Source organism: uncultured Sphingopyxis sp. (assembly GCF_900078365.1).
GTDB lineage: Bacteria > Pseudomonadota > Alphaproteobacteria > Sphingomonadales > Sphingomonadaceae > Sphingopyxis.
Window position 1 is genome coordinate 500,287 of record NZ_LT598653.1, and the last position, 22,228, is coordinate 522,514.

17 protein-coding genes are annotated in these 22,228 nt (G+C 65.8%); 8 read left to right on the forward strand and 9 right to left on the reverse strand.

The genetic code is table 11. The annotated features are described in order from the left end of the window. Positions 1–87 precede the first annotated feature (87 nt). Positions 88–945 carry a transcription factor jumonji, JmjC gene (locus QZL87_RS02240; protein WP_295323244.1) on the forward strand — a complete coding sequence of 286 codons (858 nt, stop codon included), beginning with the start codon at positions 88–90 and terminating at the stop codon, positions 943–945. Continuing rightward, the gene (locus QZL87_RS02245; protein WP_295323246.1) at positions 942–2,114 is read left to right on the forward strand and encodes a GNAT family N-acetyltransferase; all 1,173 of its coding nucleotides are present in this window, start codon (positions 942–944) and stop codon (positions 2,112–2,114) included. The genes QZL87_RS02240 and QZL87_RS02245 overlap by 4 nt, the downstream gene beginning before the upstream one ends. Here QZL87_RS02245 and mfd read toward each other — a convergent pair. Together mfd and QZL87_RS02255 are read right to left on the reverse strand one after the other, a co-directional pair. After that, entirely contained in the window at positions 2,111–5,689 is a 3,579-nt protein-coding gene (gene mfd, locus QZL87_RS02250; RefSeq protein WP_295323248.1) for a transcription-repair coupling factor, read from the reverse strand. The genes QZL87_RS02245 and mfd overlap by 4 nt on opposite strands. Next, positions 5,686–5,946 carry a succinate dehydrogenase assembly factor 2 gene (locus QZL87_RS02255; protein WP_295323250.1) on the reverse strand — a complete coding sequence of 87 codons (261 nt, stop codon included), beginning with the start codon at positions 5,944–5,946 and terminating at the stop codon, positions 5,686–5,688. Before QZL87_RS02255 ends, mfd begins: the two co-directional genes overlap by 4 nt. A 233-nt stretch (positions 5,947–6,179) precedes the next feature. Between QZL87_RS02255 and recG the strand changes: the two genes are divergently transcribed. Beyond that, positions 6,180–8,246, forward strand: a complete 2,067-nt coding sequence (gene recG / locus QZL87_RS02260; protein WP_295323253.1) for an ATP-dependent DNA helicase RecG — start codon at positions 6,180–6,182, stop codon at positions 8,244–8,246. A 108-nt stretch (positions 8,247–8,354) separates the two neighbouring features. On the opposite strand, the gene QZL87_RS02265 is transcribed toward recG, so the two are convergent. Then, positions 8,355–8,696 (reverse strand): PilZ domain-containing protein, encoded by a 342-nt coding sequence (locus QZL87_RS02265; protein ID WP_295323255.1) that lies wholly within the window; start codon positions 8,694–8,696, stop codon positions 8,355–8,357. A gap of 75 nt (positions 8,697–8,771) precedes the next feature. Continuing rightward, positions 8,772–9,998 carry a tyrosine--tRNA ligase gene (tyrS, locus tag QZL87_RS02270; RefSeq protein WP_295323257.1) on the reverse strand — a complete coding sequence of 409 codons (1,227 nt, stop codon included), beginning with the start codon at positions 9,996–9,998 and terminating at the stop codon, positions 8,772–8,774. Between the two features lie 41 nt (positions 9,999–10,039). Between tyrS and QZL87_RS02275 the strand changes: the two genes are divergently transcribed. The 4 genes from QZL87_RS02275 (at position 10,040) to QZL87_RS02290 (ending at position 14,068) form a co-directional block, all read left to right on the forward strand. After that, positions 10,040–10,588: a DOMON-like domain-containing protein gene (locus QZL87_RS02275; RefSeq protein WP_295323259.1), complete on the forward strand. Its 549-nt coding sequence runs from the start codon at positions 10,040–10,042 to the stop codon at positions 10,586–10,588. After that, the gene (locus QZL87_RS02280) at positions 10,585–11,793 is read left to right on the forward strand and encodes a DUF1343 domain-containing protein (protein WP_295323260.1); all 1,209 of its coding nucleotides are present in this window, start codon (positions 10,585–10,587) and stop codon (positions 11,791–11,793) included. Before QZL87_RS02275 ends, QZL87_RS02280 begins: the two co-directional genes overlap by 4 nt. 106 nt (positions 11,794–11,899) lie before the next feature. After that, entirely contained in the window at positions 11,900–12,811 is a 912-nt protein-coding gene (locus tag QZL87_RS02285) for a hypothetical protein (RefSeq protein ID WP_295323262.1), read from the forward strand. A gap of 12 nt (positions 12,812–12,823) precedes the next feature. After that, positions 12,824–14,068, forward strand: a complete 1,245-nt coding sequence (locus tag QZL87_RS02290; protein WP_295327129.1) for a Xaa-Pro peptidase family protein — start codon at positions 12,824–12,826, stop codon at positions 14,066–14,068. A 60-nt stretch (positions 14,069–14,128) separates the two neighbouring features. Here QZL87_RS02290 and QZL87_RS02295 read toward each other — a convergent pair whose 3' ends face one another. The 3 genes from QZL87_RS02295 to QZL87_RS02305 all read right to left on the reverse strand — a co-directional run bounded on the left by QZL87_RS02295 (position 14,129) and on the right by QZL87_RS02305 (position 17,164). Further along, positions 14,129–15,031: a DUF817 domain-containing protein gene (locus QZL87_RS02295; protein ID WP_295323264.1), complete on the reverse strand. Its 903-nt coding sequence runs from the start codon at positions 15,029–15,031 to the stop codon at positions 14,129–14,131. Beyond that, the gene (locus QZL87_RS02300; RefSeq protein WP_295323266.1) at positions 15,024–15,830 is read right to left on the reverse strand and encodes a lipid II flippase Amj family protein; all 807 of its coding nucleotides are present in this window, start codon (positions 15,828–15,830) and stop codon (positions 15,024–15,026) included. The genes QZL87_RS02295 and QZL87_RS02300 overlap by 8 nt, the downstream gene beginning before the upstream one ends. Positions 15,831–15,985: 155 nt before the next feature. Further along, positions 15,986–17,164, reverse strand: coding sequence for a VWA domain-containing protein (locus QZL87_RS02305; RefSeq protein ID WP_295323269.1), 1,179 nt, complete (start codon positions 17,162–17,164; stop codon positions 15,986–15,988). Between the two features lie 420 nt (positions 17,165–17,584). Here QZL87_RS02305 and QZL87_RS02310 point away from each other — a divergent pair, with 420 nt between their 5' ends. After that, positions 17,585–18,982: a methyl-accepting chemotaxis protein gene (locus QZL87_RS02310; protein WP_295323272.1), complete on the forward strand. Its 1,398-nt coding sequence runs from the start codon at positions 17,585–17,587 to the stop codon at positions 18,980–18,982. 93 nt (positions 18,983–19,075) lie between these two features. Here the strand turns inward: QZL87_RS02310 and QZL87_RS02315 are convergent, their stop codons facing one another. After that, positions 19,076–19,921, reverse strand: coding sequence for a MoxR family ATPase (locus tag QZL87_RS02315; protein ID WP_295323274.1), 846 nt, complete (start codon positions 19,919–19,921; stop codon positions 19,076–19,078). Positions 19,922–20,114: 193 nt separating this feature from the next. Continuing rightward, positions 20,115–22,100: a signal peptide peptidase SppA gene (gene sppA / locus QZL87_RS02320; RefSeq protein ID WP_295323277.1), complete on the reverse strand. Its 1,986-nt coding sequence runs from the start codon at positions 22,098–22,100 to the stop codon at positions 20,115–20,117. Positions 22,101–22,228 lie beyond the last annotated feature (128 nt).

The window sequence follows — 22,228 nt, forward strand, 5'->3', positions numbered from 1 at the left end:
CGGTCGGCCGCGCGGGCTGCGGCGGGTACGTGGACGGCGTTAACGCGCCTTTCAACCTTCGATCTTATCGCGCGGCGCGGGGGTTTTATGGCCGTCGCACGACATGGCACAACGATATGGGGCTCGACGCACGGCGATCGATTCGCCGACGCCTATCCGCTCGCGTCCGCGACGCTGCGCCATCGACTTGCCGATCACCCGCTGTTCACGCTGCCCGCACTCGCCGACGCCGCGGGGAAGCTTCCCGCGAGCGATGTCGAACGGCGTGTCGCGGATGCGGCCAACGGCTGCGATTTCGCGATGGCGAGCGCGGGGGAGGCCAGTGTCGGCGACAGCGTGCGGGCGATCGCCACCGGCCGGCAATGGGTCATGCTGCGCGGAATCGAGCGGCTGCCGCATTATCGCGAGGTGCTGCCCCCGCTGATGGCCGACCTCGACGGGGCGATCGTCCCGCGGACCGGGGCCAGACGCTCGCTCCGCGCGTTCATCTTCGTCTCGGCGCCCGGCACGCTGACACCATTTCACTTCGATGCCGAGTATAATATCCTGTTCCAGATCGCGGGCGACAAGGCGTTCGCGACCTATCCGTCATCGCCGCCCTTCCTGTCGCTCGCCAACCGCGAGGCGCATCACCGGGCGGGCGAAAATATGCTGCCATGGCGGCCCGAGTTCGAGGCCGCGGCAACGATACACCATCTGGCGCCGGCCGATGCGCTCTATGTTCCTTATTCGGCGCCGCACTGGGTGCGCGCCGGCGCGTCGGCGTCGATTTCGCTGTCGGTGACCTGGCAAAGCGACTGGAGTCTTGCGGCGGCGGAGGCGCTGGCGGTCAACCCGCTGCTGCGCCGGATCGGCCTTGGCACGTCGCGTCCGCCGGCCTGGACGGAGCGGCCGCGACTGCGCGCGCTTGCCGCGCGCGCCGCGCGCCGTGTGGGGCTCTTATGATCCACCATGATTTCGCCAGCGACCTCCGCGCCGGAATTGCGGCGGCGGGCGAGACGGTGAGCGCGAACGGCGGCGATACCGTCCGGCTGCTGCGCTGGGCCGACCTCGGACCATGCGACCACGCCCGCTGGACGCAATTGTCGGATCGGGCGGGGGCGGCGAACGTCTTTGCCCAGCACTGGTTCATGGATGCCGCGCTGCGCCATTGCGCGGCACCCGACGATGTCCGTATCGCCATAGCGGCCGACGCGGCGGGACGCTGGATCGGTTTGTTGCCGCTGGTCCGCGCGCCGCGCTTCGGGCGCTGGCCGGTCGCGAATTGGCGGACGTGGACGGCGACCAACCAGTTTCTGGGCGCGCCTTTGGTGTTGCCGCGCGCCGCTTTCCGCTTCTGGCGCTTGTTGCTCGATCATTTCGATGCGCATGCCGACGGGGCGCTGCTCATCCATTGTCACCAGTTCGCCGCCGACAATCCCGTTGCCGCCGCGCTTGTCGGCCTGTGCGCCGACGACCGGCGGCCGCTGCATCTTGTCAATCGCTTCGACCGCCCGGCGCGCCGGCCCGGAAGCGAGGCGGCGCCCGACGCCAAGGCGGCGTCGCGCGCCCGCAGCCTGGCGCGGCGGCTCGAACGCGATCATGGCCCGGTGCGATACGAGATGCTGGGCCAGGGCGACGACGCGCAGCCGTGGATCGATGCGTTCCTCGCGCTCGAAGGCGCGGGGTGGAAAGGGCGCGCGGGGAGCGCGATCGGCTGCGCGCCGGACACCGAGGCGCTGTTCCGCGAGGTGGTGCGCGAAGGGCAGCGGCGCGGCCAGCTTCGTATCGCGCGGTTGACGACTGCTGGCGGCGTGGCCGCGATGTCGAGCTGGTTCGTTTCCGGGAAACGCGGGTTCGGGTTCAAGATGACCTATGACGAGGCGCTGCGAAGCTATGCGCCGGGATTGTTGTTGATGCGTTATGTGGCCGAACAGGTCGGCGCCGAGCCCGACACGTTCTTTGACACCTGTGCGTCGCCCGGCGCGCATAGCGGCGGCGCCTTCTGGCGTGACCGCCGTACGATGTTCGACTGCGCGATCGCCATCGGCACGCCGCGACGGCGGCGCCTGTTTTCCGGCCTGATGCGCGCGCGCGAAGCGGTGCGACGCCGATCGGCTGGGCCGGCTGCCTAGGCGATCTGCCGCGCCAGCTTCCCCAATCCCTTCGACAGTTGCAGCGCCCCGTTGAGGCGCGCGCCGGTGCTGACCCAATCGCCGCTGACTGACAGCCTGTTGTCGGGGCGGATACGCGCCCGGCCCTTCAGCCGCTCGACATAGGCGATCAGCCCGGGGACGTTCGCGAACTGGTCGCCATGGAAGCTGACCAGCGCGCCCTTGGTGCCGACGTCGAGCTTGGCGATGCCGGCGGCCTTGGCGTTCGCCTTGATCTCCATCAGCTGGATCAGGTTCGCGGTTTCGGGCGGCAGCGGGCCGAAACGGTCGATCATTTCGGCCGCGAAGCCGTCGAGCGCGGCGCGATCCCCGGCCTCGTTGAGGCGGCGATAGAGCGCCATGCGCAGCGGCAGGTCGGGAACATAATCCTCGGGGATCAGGATCGGCGCGTCGACGGTGATGACGGGCGACAAGGCTTCGCGCGGGGGCGCGGCGCCCATGCCCTCGGCCTTGGCGACGAGGATCGCCTCCTCGAGCATCGACTGGTAGAGTTCGAAACCGACCTCGCGGATATGCCCCGACTGCTCGTCGCCGACGAGATTGCCCGCGCCGCGAATGTCGAGATCGTGGCTCGCGAGCTGAAAACCCGCGCCCAGCGTGTCGAGGTCGCCGAGCAGCTTGAGGCGTTTTTCGGCGGTGTCGGTGATCGCGCCGCCTTCGAGCGTGGTGAGATAGGCGTAAGCGCGCGTCTTCGACCGCCCGACGCGGCCGCGGAGCTGGTAGAGCTGCGCGAGGCCGAAGCGGTCGGCACGGTGGACGATCAGCGTGTTCGCGCTCGGAATATCGAGCCCGCTTTCGACGATCGTGGTCGAGACGAGCACGTCATATTTGCGGTCGTAGAAGGCGCTCATCCGCTCCTCGACCTCGCCCGGCGCCATCTGGCCGTGCGCGACGACATATTTGATCTCGGGCACCCGCGTGCGCAGGAATAGCTCGATGTCGGGCAGGTCCTTGATCCGCGGGGTGACGAAGAAGCTCTGCCCGCCGCGATCATGCTCGCGCAGCAGCGCCTCGCGGATCACGACGGGATCCCACGGCGCCACGTAAGTCCGCACCGCCAGGCGGTCGACGGGAGGCGTCTGGATGACCGAAAGCTCGCGCAGGCCCGACATCGCCATCTGCAGCGTGCGCGGAATCGGGGTCGCGGTGAGGGTGAGGACGTGGACGTCGGCCTTGAGCTGCTTCAGCCGCTCCTTGTGGACGACGCCGAAACGCTGTTCCTCGTCGACGATGACGAGGCCGAGATTCTTGAACTCGACCGCCTTGGCGATCACCGCATGGGTGCCGACGACGATGTCGATCTGGCCGCTCGCCAGCCCATCGCGCGTCTTTTGCGCTTCGGCGGCGGGAACGAGGCGCGACAGGCGGCCGATGTTGACCGGGAAGCCTTTGAAGCGTTCGACGAAATTGCTGTAATGCTGGCGCGCGAGCAGGGTGGTCGGGACGACCACGGCAACCTGCACCCCCGCCATCGCGGCGACGAAGGCGGCGCGCAGCGCGACATCGGTCTTGCCGAAACCGACGTCGCCGCAGACGAGCCGGTCCATCGGGCGCCCCGACGCCATGTCGGCGAGCACGTCGCCGATCGCGCGGTCCTGATCGTCGGTTTCCTGATAGGGGAAGCGGTCGGCGAAGGCGGGATAGGCGGCGTCCTGCGCTAGCAATTCGCCCGAACGCAGCGCGCGCTGCGCCGCGGTCGCGAGCAGTTCGCCCGCGATCTCGCGGATGCGCTCCTTCATTCGCGCCTTGCGGCGCTGCCACGCTTCGCCGCCCAATTTGTCGAGGCCGACGCCCTCGCTCTCGCCGCCGTAGCGCGACAGGACGTCGAGATTTTCGACCGGGACGTAGAGCTTGTCGCCGCCCGAATAAGTGAGCGCGACGCAGTCGTGCGGGCTGCTGCCGACCGGTATCTGGGTCAGGCCTTCATAGCGGCCGATACCATGATCGAGGTGGACGACGAGGTCGCCGACGCTGAGCGTCGCGAGTTCGGCGAGGAAGGCGTCGGCGCTCTTGCGGCGCTTCTGCCGCCGGACGAGGCGTTCGCCGAGAATATCCTGTTCGGTGAGCAGGCTGATCGCATCGGAGGCGAAGCCATGGTCGAGGGGGAGGACGATCAGGGCGACATGATCCCTTTCCCGCTTGCGGGAGGGGCTAGGGGTGGGCTTGTCCGCAGATGACGGTTGAGCCGTCTGCCCACCCCCGACCCCTCCCGCAAGCGGGAGGGGAGAGGAAACGCCCAATGCCTCCTGCCACGTATCGACCTGCGCCAACCCATCGACGCCATGCTCTTTCAGCAACCCTGCCAATCGTTCGCGCGCACCGCCCGAATAGCTCGCGATGATCGTGCGCCGTCCCTTGCGGCGCTCGTCCGACAAATGGTCCGCGACCTTCGCATAGACATTTTCGTCGGCGGTCCGCTCGGGCGTGAAATCGCGCGCGGCGAAACTTTCGAGGTCGACCACGGTCGCCGAGGGGGGGACGTCGAAGGGGGTGACGATATGGATCGGGCGCTCTTTTGCCGCTCCGGCCCATTCCGCCTCGGTCAGATAGAGTGTCTCGGGCGCTAGCGGGCGATAGCTCCCCGGCGATTCGCGCTCGGCGGCGACGCGGTTCGCATGGTAATCGGCGATCGCGGCGAAGCGCGTCTCGGCGGTCGCCTCGGTGCGGTGGCCGCGCAGTACCGGGGTCGCGGGGTCGATATGGTCGAACAGTGTCGCGAGCCGCTCCTCGAACAAGGGCAGCCAATGGTCCATGCCCGCCTGCCGCCGCCCGTCGCTCACCGCCTGATAGAGCGGATCGCCGGTTGCCTGCGCGCCGAACAATTCGCGATAGGCCGAGCGGAAGCGCTTGATCGTCGCTTCGTCGAGCAGGGTTTCGCTGGCCGGGAGCAGTTGCAACGCCTTGGCGGGGCCGAGGCTGCGCTGGTCGGCGGGGTCGAAGCGGCGGATGCTCTCGATCTCGTCGCCGAAGAAATCGACGCGCAGCCCGTTCTCCTTGCCGGCGGGGAAGAGGTCGAGAATGCCGCCGCGCACCGCGAACTCGCCCTGGTCGGCGACGGTGTCGACGCGGCTGAAACCGTTCGAGACGAGCAGCTCGGCGAGCGCGTCGCGGTCGATGCGCTGGCCCGGCGCGAGCGTCGTCGCGAGCTGGCGGATGCGAAAGGGCGTCAGCGTGCGCTGGGTGAGCGCGGCGACGGTGGTCAGGATGAGTTCGCCGCGCTTCGGCGGCAGTTGCAGCGCCGACAGCGTCGCGAGCCGGTCGGCGCTGACACGCATCGACGGGCCTGCACGGTCATAGGGCAGGCAATCCCACGCAGGGAAGCGGTGGACGATCAGATCGGGCGCAAAGAAGGGCGCTGCGTCGGCGACCGCCTGCATCGCGGCATCGTCGGTCGCGACATAAACAAGCCGCTTGTCGCTCGCGCGCGCCAGATCGGCGAGCAGCAGCGGCAGGAAGCCGTCGGCCGCGCGCGCCAGCGTCAGCGGCGCCGGTGCCGAACCGATCGCGGCAAAAATGTCGGCGGCGGGCAGGGTCATGGCAGCGGAATATAGTCCAGCCGGCGCATCGCTGCGATCATCTCGGGCCGGTCGAGATGCGCGGGCGGCTCGCCGGTGCCGAGCGCCCAGGCCATGATGTCGACGTCATCTTCTTCGACAACGGCCTCGTACCATGCGAGCTCCTCCTCGCTCCATCCGGACGCATAACGGTCGAAGAAGCCGCCGATCATATAGTCGGCCTCGCGCGTGCCCCGGTGCCAGGCGCGGAATTTGAGGCGTTTGAGGCGGTCTTGCATCTGTTTCTCTTTCCCTTCTCCCTTGACGGGAGAAGGATACGAAGCCTTGCCGCTTTGCGGCTAGGCGAAGTTGGATGAGGGTGAGTGCTCGCATGGCGAGCACGCGCTTGCTTTGCAAGCGCAACCCCTCACCCGCTGCGACTAACGAGCAAGCTCGTAAGTCTCGCTGCCCTCTCCCGCAAGGGGAGAGGGGAGGTGCAAGATCGTTCCGTCCGCGCTAGACGAGATCACCGATGCGACCCGAGATACTCAATCCGCTCTTTGCCGCGCTGACCGACCTGAAAGGCGTCGGGCCGCAGCTTGCCAAGCCGCTGACGCGGCTCGGGCTCGAGCGCGTCGTCGATGTGCTGTTCCATTTGCCGACGGGCCTGATCTCGCGCTTCCCGGTCGACCGGCTCGATCAGGCGCAGGCGGGACAGACGATCATCGTCGAGCTCACCGCGCAGGACTATCGCCCCGGCCGCAGCCCGCGTGCGCCCTTCGGCGTCGAAGCCTTCGACAGCGCGGGCGATCATGTCCGGCTCGTCTATTTCGGGCGGACCTCGGGATTGGCGAGGAAACTCTTTCCGCTGGGCGAAAAGCGCCGCGTGTCGGGGCGGCTCGACCTCTATGGCGACATGCGGCAGATCGTCCACCCCGACCATGTCGCCGAGCCCGGCGACGAGGCGGGCATCGCGGTGCATGAGCCCGTCTATCCGCTGACCGAAGGGCTGACCAACGCGCGCCTGTCGCAGCTCGCAGCCGTGGCGCTCGAACGGCGGCCCGAGCTGGCCGAGTGGATCGACGCGCCCCTGCTCGCGAGTCGCGGATGGCCCGCGTGGAACGAGGCGATGGAGCGCGCCCACGCCAGCCCGCGCGACGAGGCGGCGCGCGACCGGCTCGCCTATGACGAGATTTTCGCGAGCCAGGTCGCGCTGATGCTGATCCGGCAGGGCCTGCGCACGCGCAAGGGCCGGGCGATCGCCGGCGACGGCCGGCTTGCCGAAGCACTCAGGCTGCCGTTCGGGCTGACCGGCGCGCAGGAGCGCGTCGGGCGCGAGATCGCGGGCGATATGGCGCAGGACACGCCGATGCTGCGCATGCTGCAAGGCGATGTCGGATCGGGCAAAACGCTCGTCGCCTTGCGCGCGATGCTCGCCGCGGTCGAGACGGGGACGCAGGCGGCACTGCTCGCGCCGACCGAAATCCTCGCGCGCCAGCATTATGCAACCTTGCAGCGCATGCTCGGCGGCCTGCCGGTGAACCTCGCGATCCTCACCGGGCGCGACAAGGGCCGCGCGAGGGAATCCACCCTGATGGGGCTCGCCGATGGCAGTATCGACATCCTCGTCGGCACCCACGCGATCTTCCAGCAGGCGGTCAATTACCGCGATCTGGCGCTCGTCGTCGTTGACGAACAGCATCGCTTCGGCGTCGCGCAGCGGTTGATGCTGACGCAAAAGGCGGCGCGACCGCCGCATCTCCTCGTGATGACCGCGACGCCGATCCCGCGCACGCTGCAACTCGCCAATCATGGCGAGATGGACGTGTCGCAGATCGACGAAATGCCGCCCGGCCGGACCCCGGTCGATACGCGCGTCATCTCGCTCGATCGGCTTGACGATGTTGTGGACTCGCTCGACCGGCACCTTGCGACGGGCGCGCAAGCCTATTGGGTGTGCCCGCTCGTCGCCGAAAGCGAGGGGAGCGAACTCGCCGCGGCCGAAGATCGCGCCGCGCTGCTTCGCGCGCGGCTGGGCAACGCGCGCGTCGGCCTCGTCCACGGCCGGATGAAGGGCCCCGAGAAGGACGAGGTCATGGCGCGCTTCCAGGCCGGCGAGACCGGGGTCCTCGTCGCGACGACGGTGATCGAGGTCGGAGTCGATGTGCCCGCCGCCAGCCTGATGATCGTCGAACATGCCGAGAATTTCGGGCTCGCGCAGCTCCACCAGCTTCGCGGCCGCGTCGGGCGCGGAGCGGCGAAGTCGGTATGCCTGCTGCTGCGTTCGCAAAATCTCTCCGAAACCGCGCGCGAGCGGCTGGCGCTGATGCGCGAGACGAACGACGGCTTCGTGATCGCCGAAAAGGACCTCGAACTGCGCGGCGGCGGCGAACTGCTCGGGCTCAAGCAATCGGGCGACGCCGACTACCGGCTCGCGACCCCCGAACAGCTGGTCCGGCTGTTGCCGGTCGCGCATGACGATGCGCGGCTCTTCGTCGAGCGCGATGGCGGCATGGAGGGCGCAAGGGCCGAAGCGGTACGCCTCTGTCTCTATCTGTTCGAGCGCGATGCGGCGGTGCCGTTATTGCGGAGTGGATAAACAAGCGTCGCCCCCGCGAAGGCGGGGGCCGTTGTCGGTCTGGTTCTTCGTTGTTGCGTAAACCTCCAGCGGCCCCCGCCTTCGCGGGGGCGACGCTATCGGGAAGCCCTAGTTGATGTCGCCCCGCGCGCCCATGGCGCGGATCATCGGCAGATAATCCTCAACCGAGATCGACTTGTCGAACTGTACACCAGTCTTGCCGCCGAGCGACCAGACGACCTTCGCCGCGGTGCGGCCGATGATCGGCATGCGGAACACGACGAGGTCGCCGGGCTCCAGCCCGCGTTCGAAGCGCATCAACAGGCCGTCGGCGCTGATGTTGACGCAGGTACACATTTCCTGCCGCCCGTCGGGCATGACGAAGGGCAGGCGGCAATAGACGTCGCTACGCGGAGCGATCCGCTGGTCGAGGCCGACATAATGGGCCTTGCTGGTGTCGATCTTGCGCATGTTCGTGGACCTTGTTGATTTTGCCATGAACGATCCATCCGATTGCTGAAGAAGTGGTAAACGCTTTTGTGCGCCTTACCGCACCACAAGGCCATGTTTTTTTGATCCGAGGCTCAGCGGAACGGGGTCGGCGCCGGGCTGGATTCGGTGCTGCGGGTCGCGGACGACCGCGCCATCGACCTTCACCGCGCCCTCGTCGAGCTTGCGGCGGGCTTCCTTGTTCGAGCCTGCGAACCCGAGTTTGCGCAGCGCATCGACGACGCTGATCCCTGCGGCGGGCGCGACGGCTTGCGGAAGGTCGCCGCCGATCTGCCCCTTTTCAAAGGTTTGCGCGGCGGTGTCCGAAGCGGTTTTGGCGGCCTCTTCGCCGCGGCACATCGCGGTCGCCTCGTTGGCGAGAATCTTCTTCGCCTCGTTGATCTCGGCGCCTTCGAGTGCTTCGAGCCGCGCGATCTCGTCCAGCGGCAGGTCGGTGAACAGCTTGAGGAATTTGCCGACGTCGCGGTCGTCGCAGTTGCGCCAATATTGCCAATAGTCAAAATGGGACAGTTGTTCGGGATTAAGCCAGACGGCGCCAGCGGCCGTTTTGCCCATTTTCGCCCCCGCGGCGGTGGTCAGCAGCGGAGTCGTAAGGCCATAGAGATCGGCGCCGTCCATGCGGCGGCCCAGCTCCATGCCGTTGACGATATTGCCCCACTGGTCCGATCCGCCCATCTGCAGTCGCACGCCCATCGCCTTCGAAAGATGACGGAAATCATAGCCCTGGAGGATCATGTAATTGAATTCGAGGAAGGTCATCGGCTGCTCGCGCTCGAGCCGCAGCTTGACCGAATCAAAGGTCATCATGCGGTTGATCGTGAAGTGGGTGCCGACTTCCTGCAGCAGCTCGATATAGCCGAGCTTGCCGAGCCAGTCCTGATTGTTGACCATCACCGCGTCGGTCGGTCCGTCGCCGAAGGTCAGATACTGCCGGAAGATGCTGAAGATCGACGCGATGTTCGCGGCGATCGTCGCGTCCGACAGCATCTTGCGGCTTTCGTCGCGGCCCGTCGGGTCGCCGATCCGCGTCGTCCCGCCGCCCATCAGCACGACGGGCTTGTGCCCCGTCTGTTGCAGGCGGCGCAGCATCATGATCTGGACAAGGCTGCCGACGTGCAGCGAGGGCGCGGTTGCGTCGAAGCCGATATATCCGGGGACGATCTGTTTCGCCGCGAGCGCATCGAGCCCTTCCGCGTCGGTCGTCTGATGGATATAGCCTCGCTCGTCGAGAAGGCGCAGCAGGTCGGATTTATAGTTCGTCATAGCGGGCGGGCGCTTAGCATGGGGTTTGATATTTGGATAGCATGCGCAAGGAGCTGATCTGTCACCCCGACACGCCGGCCAAGGCGGTGCGGTCGGTCGCGGTCGAGGTCAGCCTGTCGTTCGAGGATGGGTTCGCGCTGCGCTATATCGTCGATGGTGCGATCGCCGACCTCGTGCTGCCGCACGGCGAGGGCGAGCTGGTCATCGCCGACAGCGCGACCGACGGCCTGTGGGAAAGCACCTGTTTCGAAGCCTTTCTGACCGAAGAAGGCCAGCCCGACTATACCGAGTTCAATTACAGCCCCGACGGGCGCTGGGCCTGTTACCAGTTCGACGATTACCGCTCGCTGCTGCGCTCCGACGAACTCGCGCCGTGGGAAATGGTCGCCGAGCGCGGCGAACAAGGCTATGCGCTGCGCGTCGAACCCGGCATCTTCCCCGACATCGGCGCGAAGCTCGCGCTGTCCGCGGTGATCGAGGAACTCGACGGCACCAAAAGCTATTGGGCGCTGGCGCATCCGCCGGGCAAGCCCGACTTCCATCATCCCGATTGCTTTGCCCTGACGCTTGAGGCACGCGGGCGGGCATGACGACGCTTTTCGGTATCGACCGCCTGCTCGCCGACCCGGCTTTGCGCAAACCGCTCGAAGGCAAGCGCGTCGCGCTGCTCGCGCATCCCGCCTCGGTCACCGCCGACCTGACCCACAGCCTCGACGCGCTCGTCGCGGCGGGGGTCCATGTCACCGCGGTGTTCGGGCCGCAGCACGGCGTGCGCGGCGACCTGCAGGACAATATGATGGAGTCGCCCGACTTCACCGACCCGACCTATGGCATGCCGGTGTTCAGCCTGTACGGCGAAGTGCGGCGGCCGTCGGGCCAGTCGATGCAAACGTTCGACGTGATGCTCGTCGATTTGCAGGACCTCGGCTGCCGCATCTACACCTATGTGACGACCCTGCTCTACATCCTCGAAGCCGCCGCGGCGCACGGCAAGGCGGTGTGGGTACTCGACCGCCCCAACCCGGCTGGGCGCCCGGTCGAGGGCACGCGGCTTCTGTCCGGCTGGGAAAGCTTCGTCGGCGCCGGGCCGATGGTGATGCGCCACGGCCTGACGATGGGCGAGATGGGGCATTGGTTCATTCGTCACTTCGGGCTCGACGTCGATTATCGCGTGATCGAAATAGAGGGATGGGAGCCCGAAGGGTCCGGCTTCGGCTGGCCGGCGGAGCGGGTGTGGATCAACCCCAGCCCCAATGCCGCGAACGTCAACATGGCGCGCGCCTATGCGGGCACGGTGATGGTCGAAGGCGCGACCTTGAGCGAGGGCAGGGGCACGACGCGCCCGCTCGAATTGTTCGGCGCCCCCGACATCGATGCGCGCGCGGTGATCGCCGAAATGCAGCGGCTCGCGCCCGAATGGCTCACCGGATGCAAGCTGCGCGACATCTGGTTCGAACCGACCTTCCACAAGCATATGAAACAGCTCAACAGCGGCATCCATATCCATGCCGAGGGTGGCTGGTACGACCATGAAGCCTTCCGCCCGTGGCGCGTGCAGGCGCTGGGGTTCAAGGCGATCCGCTCGCTCTATCCGGATTATCCGATCTGGCGCGGCAAGGATTTCAAGTACGAATATACCGACGATGTGCTCGCGATCGATGTGATCAACGGCGGTCCCGGCCTGCGCAAGTGGGTCGACGATGCGGGCGCGGACCCCGGCGACCTCGATACGCTGGCTCTGCCAGAAGAGGCGGCGTGGCGCGGGGAAATCGGAGATTTGCTGATTTATCGATGAGAGGGAACAGAGGGTGCTGAGGGGGAGACGATGTCTTACGGTGGTCGCTTGCGCGGCCCTCGCGCTTCCGATTGCTGGTTGTGCGGCCAAGGAGCCCGCTGCCTATGTGAAGCGTGAGGCCGTCACGCTGCTTATTCCGGGCGGGACCGATTACGAAAGTCGACAGCAATCCAATCGCTATATCGCCGACCTGCTTCGTAAAAGAGCGACGGAAGAAGCGCGCGACCCCGAATATAAGCCGCAGGTTGGTTCTTATGCCATATATCCTGCCGACTCCTCGCGTCCGTGGATCGTCATCGGCGCGGTGACACCCCGCAAGGGCGTGTTCTACGCGAGGCCCTACGGTGACTATGCAACGCTCGACGATTATAATCAGGGCCGGATCGAACAGCGCAATGGTAAGATCAATGTGTGCCGAATGGAAATCCAATGGGACCGTCTTCCGGACGGGCCGGTCGCACCGGGGATGATCTGGGTGGGCATGTATATGTCGGGCGTCGATTGTAAGCCGCCACCGACCGAACAGCTAGCCATGCTGGACGAGTGGAAGGCCCGCAAGGCGAAGCCCGATTATGTGATCGAGGGCAAGGCGTCCGATGGCAGGGTCAATGTTTTGCTGATCCGCGAGATCCCTCCGAAAGCTTGGGCCTATCGCCCCTTCGATGCCGTGGCGGCATCGACGAAGGTGATCGAAATGGGCGACAATGTCGTCTGGGCGATACCGCTGATCGACGAAGTTCAGACCGCATCAGTTGTCGCGACGCGACGCGGACGATTGTTGCTCTATTATTTTGACAAATTTTCCGCGAGGGACTTCCACGACATGATGTGCGTTGCCGATGGACTGTCATGGGCTGAGGTCGCGGCGGACCCCTACGCACTCGGCACACAGGCCACCCAACGGATGTGCCGCGACTTGACGGCACAACATAGTGATCGACGCAATGAAGAGATGAGGCGCAGATTCGACAAGGAGCCGCCTGTCGTCCAATCGATACCGATGACGCCCCGAAACTGACGGAGAAAAATGATGCACCGGCGGCAATTTCTGGGCACGGCAGCAATTGGCGGCTTGGTTGCCACGTTGCCCGCGCCGGCGCTTGCCGCCGATACCGCGGGTCTCCCCAATCTCGCGGCGAAGGCTGTCCCGATCGGCAAGGCAGAGCGCATGGCGCGGATCGCCAAGGCGAAGGAGTTGATGGCGGCCAACGACATCGGTGCGTTGCTGATCGAGCCGGGGTCGAGCCTCATCTATTTCACCGGCGTCGAATGGTGGCGCAGCGAGCGGCTGACCGCCGCGGTGCTGACGCGCGAAGGCGAGGTGGCGATCGTCACCCCCTTCTTCGAGGAGCCTTCGGTGCGGGAGAGTCTCGGCATCGAGGCCGAGGTGCTGACGTGGAACGAGGACGAGAATCCGCTCGCGGCGGTCGCGGCGTGGCTCGGCAAGCGCGGGCTGGCGAAGGGCCGGATCGGCGTCGAGGAAACGGTGCGCTATTTCGCGGTCGATGGGCTCGAAAAGGCGATGCCGCAGGCGACCGTCGTCAACGGCGCGCCGGTCGTGCGCGGATGCCGGATGCACAAGTCGCCCGCGGAAATCGCGCTGATGCAGATCGCCGCCGACATCACGCTCGCCGCCTATCGCCACACCGCGCCGCGGATCGAGGCGGGGATGACCCCCGCCGACATCGGCGCGATCATGAAGGCTGCGACCACCGCGCTCGGCGGCAGGAGTGAGTTCGAGCTGATCCTGCTCGGCGAGGCGAGCGCCTATCCGCACGGCAGCGGCAAGCCGCAGGCGGTGAAGGAAGGCGAAGTCGTGCTGATGGACTGCGGCGCGACGGTGCATGGCTATCAGTCGGACATTTCGCGCAGCTTTGTCTACGGCAGAGCCAGCCAGCGCCAGCGTCAGGTGTGGGACCAGATGCGCAAGGGGCAGGACGTCGCCTTCGCCGTGGCGAAGGTTGGTACGCCGGCGGGCAAGGTCGATGACGCGGTGCGCGCTTATTATGAAAGCCTCGGCTGGGGTCCCGGCTACAAGCTGCCCGGCACCTCGCATCGCACCGGCCACGGCATCGGCCTCGACGGGCATGAGCCGGTCAATCTGGTGCGCGGCGAAACGACGAAGCTCGCGCCGGGCATGTGTTTCTCGAACGAACCCGGCATCTATATTCCGGGCGAGTTCGGCATAAGGCTCGAGGATTGTTTCTACATGACCGACGGCGGCCCGAAATGGTTCTCCGAGCCGCCGCCGTCGATCGATAAGCCGTTCGAATAGCCCGTCGCGCCCGCGAAGGCGGGGGCCGTCTGCGGTTTACGCTTCGGCATTGGATAAGGCCTACAGCGGCCCCCGCCTGTGCGGGGGCGACGGTTGTCCAGCGGCGTCCGGCGCTTTCGGCCGCTGCACCAGACTGACCAACACGAAGCTGATGATCATCAGCAGATACCAGCTGCCGAGCTTTTCGACCCCGACCATGTGCCAGCCGCCGTTCTGGCTGGGATAGGTCCAGGCGCGCGCGAAGGTGCCGATATTCTCGGCAAACCAGATGAACAGCGCGACGAGACCCCAGCCGACGAGCAGCGGCATGCGGCGGTGGACGTGGAGCGGGCGGAACCACACCTGACAGCGCCAGAAGAGCAAAGCGGTCGCCGCGAAGAGGAACCAGCGGATGTCGTAAACCCAATGATGCGCGAAGAAATTGACATAGATGGCGGCGGCGAGGGCATAGCTCGTCCAGACCGGCGGATAGCCCGTGTAGCGGAAATCGAAGATGCGCCAGACGCGGGCGATATAGCTGCCGACCGCGGCATACATGAAGCCCGAGAAGAGCGGCACAGCGCCGATGTGGAGCAGGCTCGCCTCGGGATATTGCCACGATCCCGCCGCGGTCTTGAACAATTCCATCACCGTGCCGACGATGTGGAAGATCAGGATGACGAGTGCTTCCTTCGGCGTTTCGAGCCGGAAGGAGAGCATGCCGAGCTGGATCAACACCGCGCCGATCGTGATCGCATCATAGCGGTGAAGCGGCGCGCTTTCGGGCCAGAAGAGGTGCGTGCTGAGCAATAGCGCGAGCATCAGGCCGCCGAACAGGCATGCCCAGCCCTGTTTGAAGCCGAAGACGAGAAATTCGAGGAACCAGCCGCGCGGTCCCGGCTCGACCGCCATCGCCTCGAGCCGGGCGCGGACGGCGTGAAAGCGGCTGTGGCCGCGCGTCCCGTTCGCTTCAGCTTCAGACATGGACGGCGACCCACGCGATCAGCATCGCGGCGGGAAGCAGCAGCGCCTGCGCGAGGACCGTGCCCGCGAGACGGCTCAAGGAAATGAAGGTGATCGCGCGGCGGAAATCGCCCTCGTCGACCTTCCCCTCGACCGCATCATCGGTCATCACCGACAATTGCGGATCGATGAAGGCGAAGAGCAGGATCGTCGCGAAGCCGTTGATCAGCGCCGAAAGCTGCGACGCGGTGACGCGGAATTCCGGGGCAAGATAGCCGGCGTAGAGCGACGCGACGACGCCGACCGCGAGCAGGGATTGCGCGAGGCAATTGGCGATCAGCACGCCCCAGCCGATCCCCTTGGGCATTTGCCAGCTCTTGAGATGCGAAAGGCTGGGGACGGTCAGCGACCGCCCCAAGGTGCGCAGGCCACCGGGGCTCGCGGCCTTCAGTGCGAGCCTCGTCGTCGAGCGATTGTCCTGATACCAGCCGATCGCGGCGGCGAACATGCGCTGCCCCGTGGGGACGAGCAATATGCCGATCAAGGTCGCGACGCTCGCCGCGGCGAGCACCATCTGCATGTCGAAGAAGAGCTGCCCGCCGCTGCCGTCGTGGATGCGCGTCTCGATCCGCTTGGCGAGGAAAGGGCCGAGGAAGCTGTTCGAGGTGCGCGAGAAGAGCACGAGGATGTTGAACAGCGCAAAGGACATCGCGATCCGCCGCGTCCGCACCCCCGCGATCCGTGCGGCATAAGCGAGCGCCCCGATCAGGTTGATGAACCCGGTGAGCAGGAGAATGGTGATAAGGGGGAGGTCGATCATTGGGGCTCGATCTGAAATTCCCGTCTCCCCGAGCGAAGACGAGGGGCTATGCCGAGCGAAGTCGAGGCTGCGGCGTTGCGGGTTCTCGCTCCGCTCGAACGAACCCCTCGTCTTCGCTCGGGGATGCGGATGCTTTGTCGGTTACGAGGCTGGCGTCAATGCTTTCGCGTCAACTCGCGCATCGCATCGTCGAGGCCGGCGAGCGTCAGCGGATACATGCGGTCGTTCATCAGCTGTTTGATCAGCTTCACCGACTGGGTGTAGCCCCAATGCGCCTCGGGCACCGGATTGAGCCACACCGCGGCGGGGTAGACATGGGTGATGCGCTGCAGCCAGACCGCGCCCGATTCCTCGTTGAAATGTTCGACGCTGCCGCCCGGATGGGTGATCTCATAGGCGCTCATCGACGCGTCTCCGACGAAGATCACTTTGTAATCATGACCATATTTATGAAGGATGTCCCACATCTGATGGCGTTCGGACCAGCGGCGCTTATTGTCCTTCCACACGCCTTCGTAGGGGCAATTGTGGAAATAGAAAAATTCGAGATTCTTGAACTCGCTTGTCGCGGCGCTGAAGAGTTCCTCGCACAGCTTGATGAACGGGTCCATCGACCCGCCGACGTCGAGGAAGAGCAGCAGCTTGACCGCATTGCGCCGTTCGGGCCGCATCCGGATGTCGAGCCAGCCCTGCCGCGCCGTGCCGTCGATCGTGCCCGGAATGTCGAGCTCGTCGGCCGCGCCCTCGCGCGCGAACTTGCGCAGGCGGCGCAGCGCGATCTTGATGTTGCGGGTACCGAGTTCCTTCGTGTTGTCGAGGTTCTGGAACTCGCGCTTTTCCCAGACTTTCAGCGCGCGCTTGTGCTTGCTCTCGCCGCCGATCCGCACGCCCTCAGGGTTGTAGCCCGAATTGCCGAAGGGCGAGGTGCCGCCGGTGCCGATCCACTTGCTGCCGCCCTCGTGGCGCTTCTGCTGTTCCTCGAGCCGCTGCTTCAGCGTCTCCATGATCTTGTCCCAGTCGCCGAGCGATTCGATCGCGGCCATTTCCTCAGGCGTCAGGAATTTCTCGGCGACCGCTTTCAGCCAGTCGGCGGGGACGTCGACCGGGTTCTGGCCGTAATCGGAAAGGATGCCCTTGAAGACCTTGTTGAACACCTGGTCGAAGCGGTCGAGCTGGCCCTCGTCCTTCACATAGATCGCGCGGCTGAGGTAATAGAATTGCTCGGGGCTGCGATCGATCACCTCGCGGTCGAGCGCCTCGAGGAGCATCAGATGCTCTTTCAGGCTCGCGGGAATGCCTGCGGCGCGAAGCTCGTCGAGAAAGCCGAAAAACATGGATCAGGCGTATCGCTTTCGCGCCGCGCGTGCAATCACTTTACGTTTACGGAAAGCGGAAGGATGGAAGGCGCAAAGGCGATTTGCGAATGCCTGCGGACCTATCTTTCATCGTCACCCCGGACTTGATCCGGGGTCCATTCACGCGGCGTGGAAAGAATGGATCCCGGATCAAGTCCGGGATGACGAATGTCTGAGACCGGTCGATTGCGGCCTCTTACATCGTCATCCCCGCGAAAGCGGGGACCCAGAGCGCGCGTAGGCCGATCCCGCACTAGGTTCCCGCTTTCGCGGGAATGACGAAGGTAGGGAGTGGCGGCTCCCCACCCCAAAGCCGCCATATCCGCACCCCACCCATTGACGCCCCGTTAACCAATGTCCGGCATAGCTTCTCGATCATTCAGGGACGTGGGCAAGCCAATGAAATATGATCCGATCAACCCGGCGGAGCCGATCCTCGACCAGTCGGTGGCGAGCGACTGCGGCGAGTTGGCCGTAGGGTGCAGCGACGCCGCGGGGCGGATCAAGCGCGCGACCGACCAGATGGAGCGGCAGATCGGCGAACTCGGCCGGCTCGAGGAATATGTCGTCAGCCTCGAGGCCGATCAGCGCCAGATCGCCGATTCGACCGACGAGGCGAAACTGCTGTCGGCGCGCGCCTGCGAACAGCTCGATACCGGCGCCGAGCGGGTCAATGCCGCGGTCACCGAATTCCGCTCGGTCATCGACCTCGTCGCGCGGCTCGGCACGCATGTCACCAATTTCGCCGCGGTGATGGAACAGGTGCAGCAGGTCAGCCAGTCGATCGAGTCGATCGCCAAGACCACCAACATGCTCGCATTGAACGCCGCGATCGAGGCCGAGCGCGCGGGCGATGCCGGCCGCACCTTCGCCGTCGTCGCCGCCGAGGTGAAGAAGCTGGCGCAGAATACGCGCGGCGCGACCGACGAGATCCGCCGCAGCATCGGCAGCCTCGCCGCCGAAGCGGGCGGGCTGGTCGCCGAGATACAGTCGGGCGTCGAACAATCGAGCCGCGCCGAGGCGCAGTTCGAAACGATCACCGATGCGCTGCACGATGCGACGCATCTCGTTGCCCTGCTCGACGATCAGAGCGACCGGATCGCGCAATCGAGCGCGATGGTGCATGCCAATGGCGCGAAGGTGCGCGAGGCGCTCGACAGCGTCGTCGCCTCGGTGCGCGACAATGGTGCGACGCTGGAGGGAACGCGCGATTCGATCCTGTCGATGGAGCATGTGTCGAACCGCATGTTCAACGCGGTGATCTCGGCGGGGGTCAGCCCGCAGGATTCGGCGATCGTCGAACTTGCCGCGAAGGTGCGCGACGAATTCGTCAGCCTTGCCGAAAAGGCGATCGCGCGCGGCGAGCTCACGATGGAGCAGCTTTTCGACACCAACTATGTCCGCGTGCCGAACTCAAACCCCGAACGCTTTCGCACGACGCTGTGCGACTGGGCCGACGCCAATTGGCGCCCGCTATTCGATCGCATCGTCGCCGATCATCCCGAAATCAGGATGTCGTCGGCGGGCGACATGAACGGTTTTCTGCCGACGCATATCAGCGACTGTTCGCGCGCGCCGACCGGCGACCTCGAGCACGACACCGCGCATTGCCGCAACGGCCGCATCCTGCTCGACGATACCGACATGGCGGCGAAGCGCAGCACCGCGCCCTTCTTTATGACCGTCTATCGCCAGGAAGGCGACGGGATCAATTATGTGACGGTACGCAACGTCTATATGCCCGCGGTGATCGGCGGCCGTCGCTGGGGCGATGTCGAGGTGGCGTATCAGCTTTGATTTCCGTCATTGCGAGCGTAGCGAAGCAATCCAGAGTAAGCGTAAACCGCACTGGATTGCTTCGCTACGCTCGCAATGACGAGATATTGGAGTTCAGCTCCCCTGCCGCCGCGCCATGAAGGCGAGCTTTTCGAACAGCATCACGTCCTGCTCATTCTTGAGAAGCGCGCCGTGCAAGGGCGGGATCGCCTTGCCGACGTCGCGGTTCTGCAAGACTTCGAGCGGCATATCCTCGGCGAGGAGCAGCTTGAGCCAGTCGATGAGTTCGCTCGTCGAGGGTTTTTTCTTGAGCCCCGGAACTTCGCGCACCTCGTAGAAAATGTCCATCGCGCGGCTGACCAGCGTTTTCTGGATACCGGGGAAATGGACCTCGACGATTTCGGCCATCGTGTCGCGGTCGGGGAATTTGATGTAATGGAAGAAGCAGCGGCGCAGGAAGGCGTCGGGCAGTTCCTTCTCATTGTTCGAGGTGATGACGACGATCGGGCGTTCCTTCGCGGTCACCGTCTCGTCGGTCTCATAGACGTGGAAGGCCATGCGATCGAGTTCCTGGAGGAGGTCGTTCGGAAATTCGATGTCGGCTTTGTCGATCTCGTCGATCAGCAGCACGGGCAGCTTGGGCGAGGTGAAGGCTTCCCACAGCTTGCCGCGCTTGATGTAGTTGCGGATGTCGTGGACGCGCTCTTCGCCGAGCTGGCCGTCGCGCAGCCGCGCGACCGCGTCATATTCGTAAAGGCCCTGCTGCGCCTTCGTCGTCGACTTGATGTTCCAGGTGATCAGCGGCGCGTCGAACGCCTTGGCGATTTCCTCGGCCAGCACGGTCTTGCCGGTGCCGGGTTCGCCCTTCACGAGCAGCGGGCGGCGCAGCAGCGTCGCAGCGTTGACCGCGACCTTGAGGTCGTCGGTGGCGATATAGGCGCTGGTGCCTTCGAAGCGCATGGGCTCGTCTTTCCCTTAACGTGAACGTCAAGCTGGCATAGCGGGGCCGAGGGATGGGCGCAAGCTCGTCTCCCCTCCGGCTTGAGCATGACTATCTTTGACTAAACAGGCCGTGAGCTCCCGCCTTCGCGGGGACACAGGAAACGCTATAGCGTGTCGTCGAAGCCGATCCAGGCTAGCGCGAGAGGCGGCGTCAGCGCAGCAGCGTCGCCAGCGCCGCGAGGAAGCCCTTCGCTTCGGCCTGGCCCGACCGCGGGACGGCGGGGAGGTAGGCGCGGCAGTCGAGGCACGACGCCTGCACCGACCCCGTTTGCGACAGCATCGTCAAATCCTGCACCAGCCGGCGCTCGGTGAGTTGGCGGTTCATCGCCGCGATGCCGAACCAGCCGCGCGGGAGCGCCGTCGCCTGCTCCTCCTCGGCGCCCGACCAGCTCGCGAGCAGCTTCGAAAATTCGCTCGGCTCGTCCTCGAAATATTTGGCGTGGAAATCGCCGTCGACCTTGGCGAGCTTCGCCGCTGCCGCCAGCGCGTCGGGCAGGCCGCCGAACTGGTCGACGAGCCCGATCTGGCGCGCGGTGCCGCCGGCCCAGACGCGCCCTTCGGCGATGGGCAATATCTTGTCGAGCGGCTGCTTGCGGCTCTTCGCGACGAGGCCGGTGAAGCGCGCGTAGATGTCCTCGACGCTTGCTTGCGCCAGCGCGTTGAACTCGTCATTCACGCCGCCGAAAATATCGGGCTGGCCCGACAGCGGGGTGGTCGCGATGCCGTCGGCGTTGACGCCGATCTTGGCAAGCGCCTGATCGAAGCTCGGCAGGATGCCGAACACGCCGATCGACCCGGTGATCGTCTCGGGCTCGGCGAAGATGCGGTCGGCGGGGGTCGAGACCCAATAGCCGCCCGACGCCGCGACATTCGCCATCGAGACGACGATCGGCAGTTTCTTCGCCTTGGCGGCGAGCAGCGCCTGGCGGATTTCCTCCGATGCGAGCACCGATCCGCCGGGCGAATCGACGCGCAGCACGACCGCCTTGATGCTGCTGTCGGCGGCGGCGTCGAGGATGTGCTGCGCGACGGTCTCGCCGCCCGCGACGCCGCTCGGCGCTTCGCCATCGACGATCTCGCCGACCACTGGGACGACCGCGATCGCGCTGCCCTTTTGTTCGGGCGGATTGGCGGCGACCCAATTTTCGAGCGGGATCGCATTATATTCCCACGGCTTGCTGTCGTCGGCGGTGCCGCTGATCTCGGCGACGCGGCGGTTGAACGCCATGCGGCTGCCGAGCTTGTCGACGAGGCCGGCGTCGAGCGAGGCTTTCGACAGATCGTTGCCCGCCGCCTTCACCGCGCCCGCGGTGTCCGCGATGAAGGCATCGAGCTTGGCGGCAGGGCGCGCCTTTTTGACGTCGGTCAGCCAGTTTTCCCAGAGCACGCCGGCATAGGCGAGATTGGCTTCCTTCGCTTCGGGCGACTGGTCGCTGCGCAGGAAAGGCTCGACCGCGCTCTTGAAGGTGCCGACGCGATAGATGTGCGCAGTGACGCCGAGCCGGTCGATCAGCCCCTTGTAATAGAGGCGCGATCCGCCCGGGCCGGCGATCGCGACACCGCCGATGCCGTCGGCCCAGATCTCGCTCGCGTGCGCGGCGATCTGATAGCTGTCGGTGGTGTAGGCGGTCGCGAAGGCGAGGACGGGCTTTTTCTTCGCGCGCACCTTGTCGATCGCGGCGCCGATCTCGGCGAGCGACACCTGTCCGCCGCCGAGGAAGCGGTCGAGGTCGAGCACGACCGAGGTTACGCGATCGTCGCCGGCGGCGACTTCGAGCGCGTGGACGACGTCGCGGACGCGGATTTCCTTGAGCTGCGCGCCGCCCGACAGCGCCGCGAGCGGATCGATCTCGGCGGGCTGTTCGCTGACGATACCGTCGAGTTCGATCACGAGCGCGCCCTTGCTGACCGGCAGGCCGGCATTGGGGCGTCCGGCGAGCAGGCCGAACAGCGCCACGAAGAAGAGCAGCAGGAAGATGAGCGCGAGCGCGTCCTTGATCCCGACGAGCAGGTTCCAGACCTTGCGCGGGAAGCTGGTCGTGGATTTGCGCTTGTCGTCGCCGGGCAGCGGACGGCGCACGGGGATGGCCCAGGGGCCGGCGGGATCGTTGGGCGTGTTGGCAGTGCTGTCGGTCATGCCCGCAAACCTAGGGATGCGCCCCGCCCTTGGCAATGCACGCTTCGACGGGCGGGCGACGGGAGGGGGGTGAACGGCCTTCCGCATCCCCTCCTCTTCAGAGGAGGGGCAGCGAGACTTGCGAACTC

Bases quoted from the DNA above. Each gene is read 5' to 3' on its own strand.
- QZL87_RS02240 (WP_295323244.1), top strand. From the start codon at position 88: ATGGCCGTCGCACGACATGGCACAACGATATGGGGCTCGACGCACGGC.
- QZL87_RS02245 (WP_295323246.1), top strand. From the start codon at position 942: ATGATCCACCATGATTTCGCCAGCGACCTCCGCGCCGGAATTGCGGCG.
- mfd (WP_295323248.1), bottom strand. From the start codon at position 5,689: ATGACCCTGCCCGCCGCCGACATTTTTGCCGCGATCGGTTCGGCACCG.
- QZL87_RS02255 (WP_295323250.1), bottom strand. From the start codon at position 5,946: ATGCAAGACCGCCTCAAACGCCTCAAATTCCGCGCCTGGCACCGGGGC.
- recG (WP_295323253.1), top strand. From the start codon at position 6,180: ATGCGACCCGAGATACTCAATCCGCTCTTTGCCGCGCTGACCGACCTG.
- QZL87_RS02265 (WP_295323255.1), bottom strand. From the start codon at position 8,696: ATGCGCAAGATCGACACCAGCAAGGCCCATTATGTCGGCCTCGACCAG.
- tyrS (WP_295323257.1), bottom strand. From the start codon at position 9,998: ATGACGAACTATAAATCCGACCTGCTGCGCCTTCTCGACGAGCGAGGC.
- QZL87_RS02275 (WP_295323259.1), top strand. From the start codon at position 10,040: ATGCGCAAGGAGCTGATCTGTCACCCCGACACGCCGGCCAAGGCGGTG.
- QZL87_RS02280 (WP_295323260.1), top strand. From the start codon at position 10,585: ATGACGACGCTTTTCGGTATCGACCGCCTGCTCGCCGACCCGGCTTTG.
- QZL87_RS02290 (WP_295327129.1), top strand. From the start codon at position 12,824: ATGCACCGGCGGCAATTTCTGGGCACGGCAGCAATTGGCGGCTTGGTT.
- QZL87_RS02295 (WP_295323264.1), bottom strand. From the start codon at position 15,031: ATGTCTGAAGCTGAAGCGAACGGGACGCGCGGCCACAGCCGCTTTCAC.
- QZL87_RS02300 (WP_295323266.1), bottom strand. From the start codon at position 15,830: ATGATCGACCTCCCCCTTATCACCATTCTCCTGCTCACCGGGTTCATC.
- QZL87_RS02305 (WP_295323269.1), bottom strand. From the start codon at position 17,164: ATGTTTTTCGGCTTTCTCGACGAGCTTCGCGCCGCAGGCATTCCCGCG.
- QZL87_RS02310 (WP_295323272.1), top strand. From the start codon at position 17,585: ATGAAATATGATCCGATCAACCCGGCGGAGCCGATCCTCGACCAGTCG.
- QZL87_RS02315 (WP_295323274.1), bottom strand. From the start codon at position 19,921: ATGCGCTTCGAAGGCACCAGCGCCTATATCGCCACCGACGACCTCAAG.
- sppA (WP_295323277.1), bottom strand. From the start codon at position 22,100: ATGACCGACAGCACTGCCAACACGCCCAACGATCCCGCCGGCCCCTGG.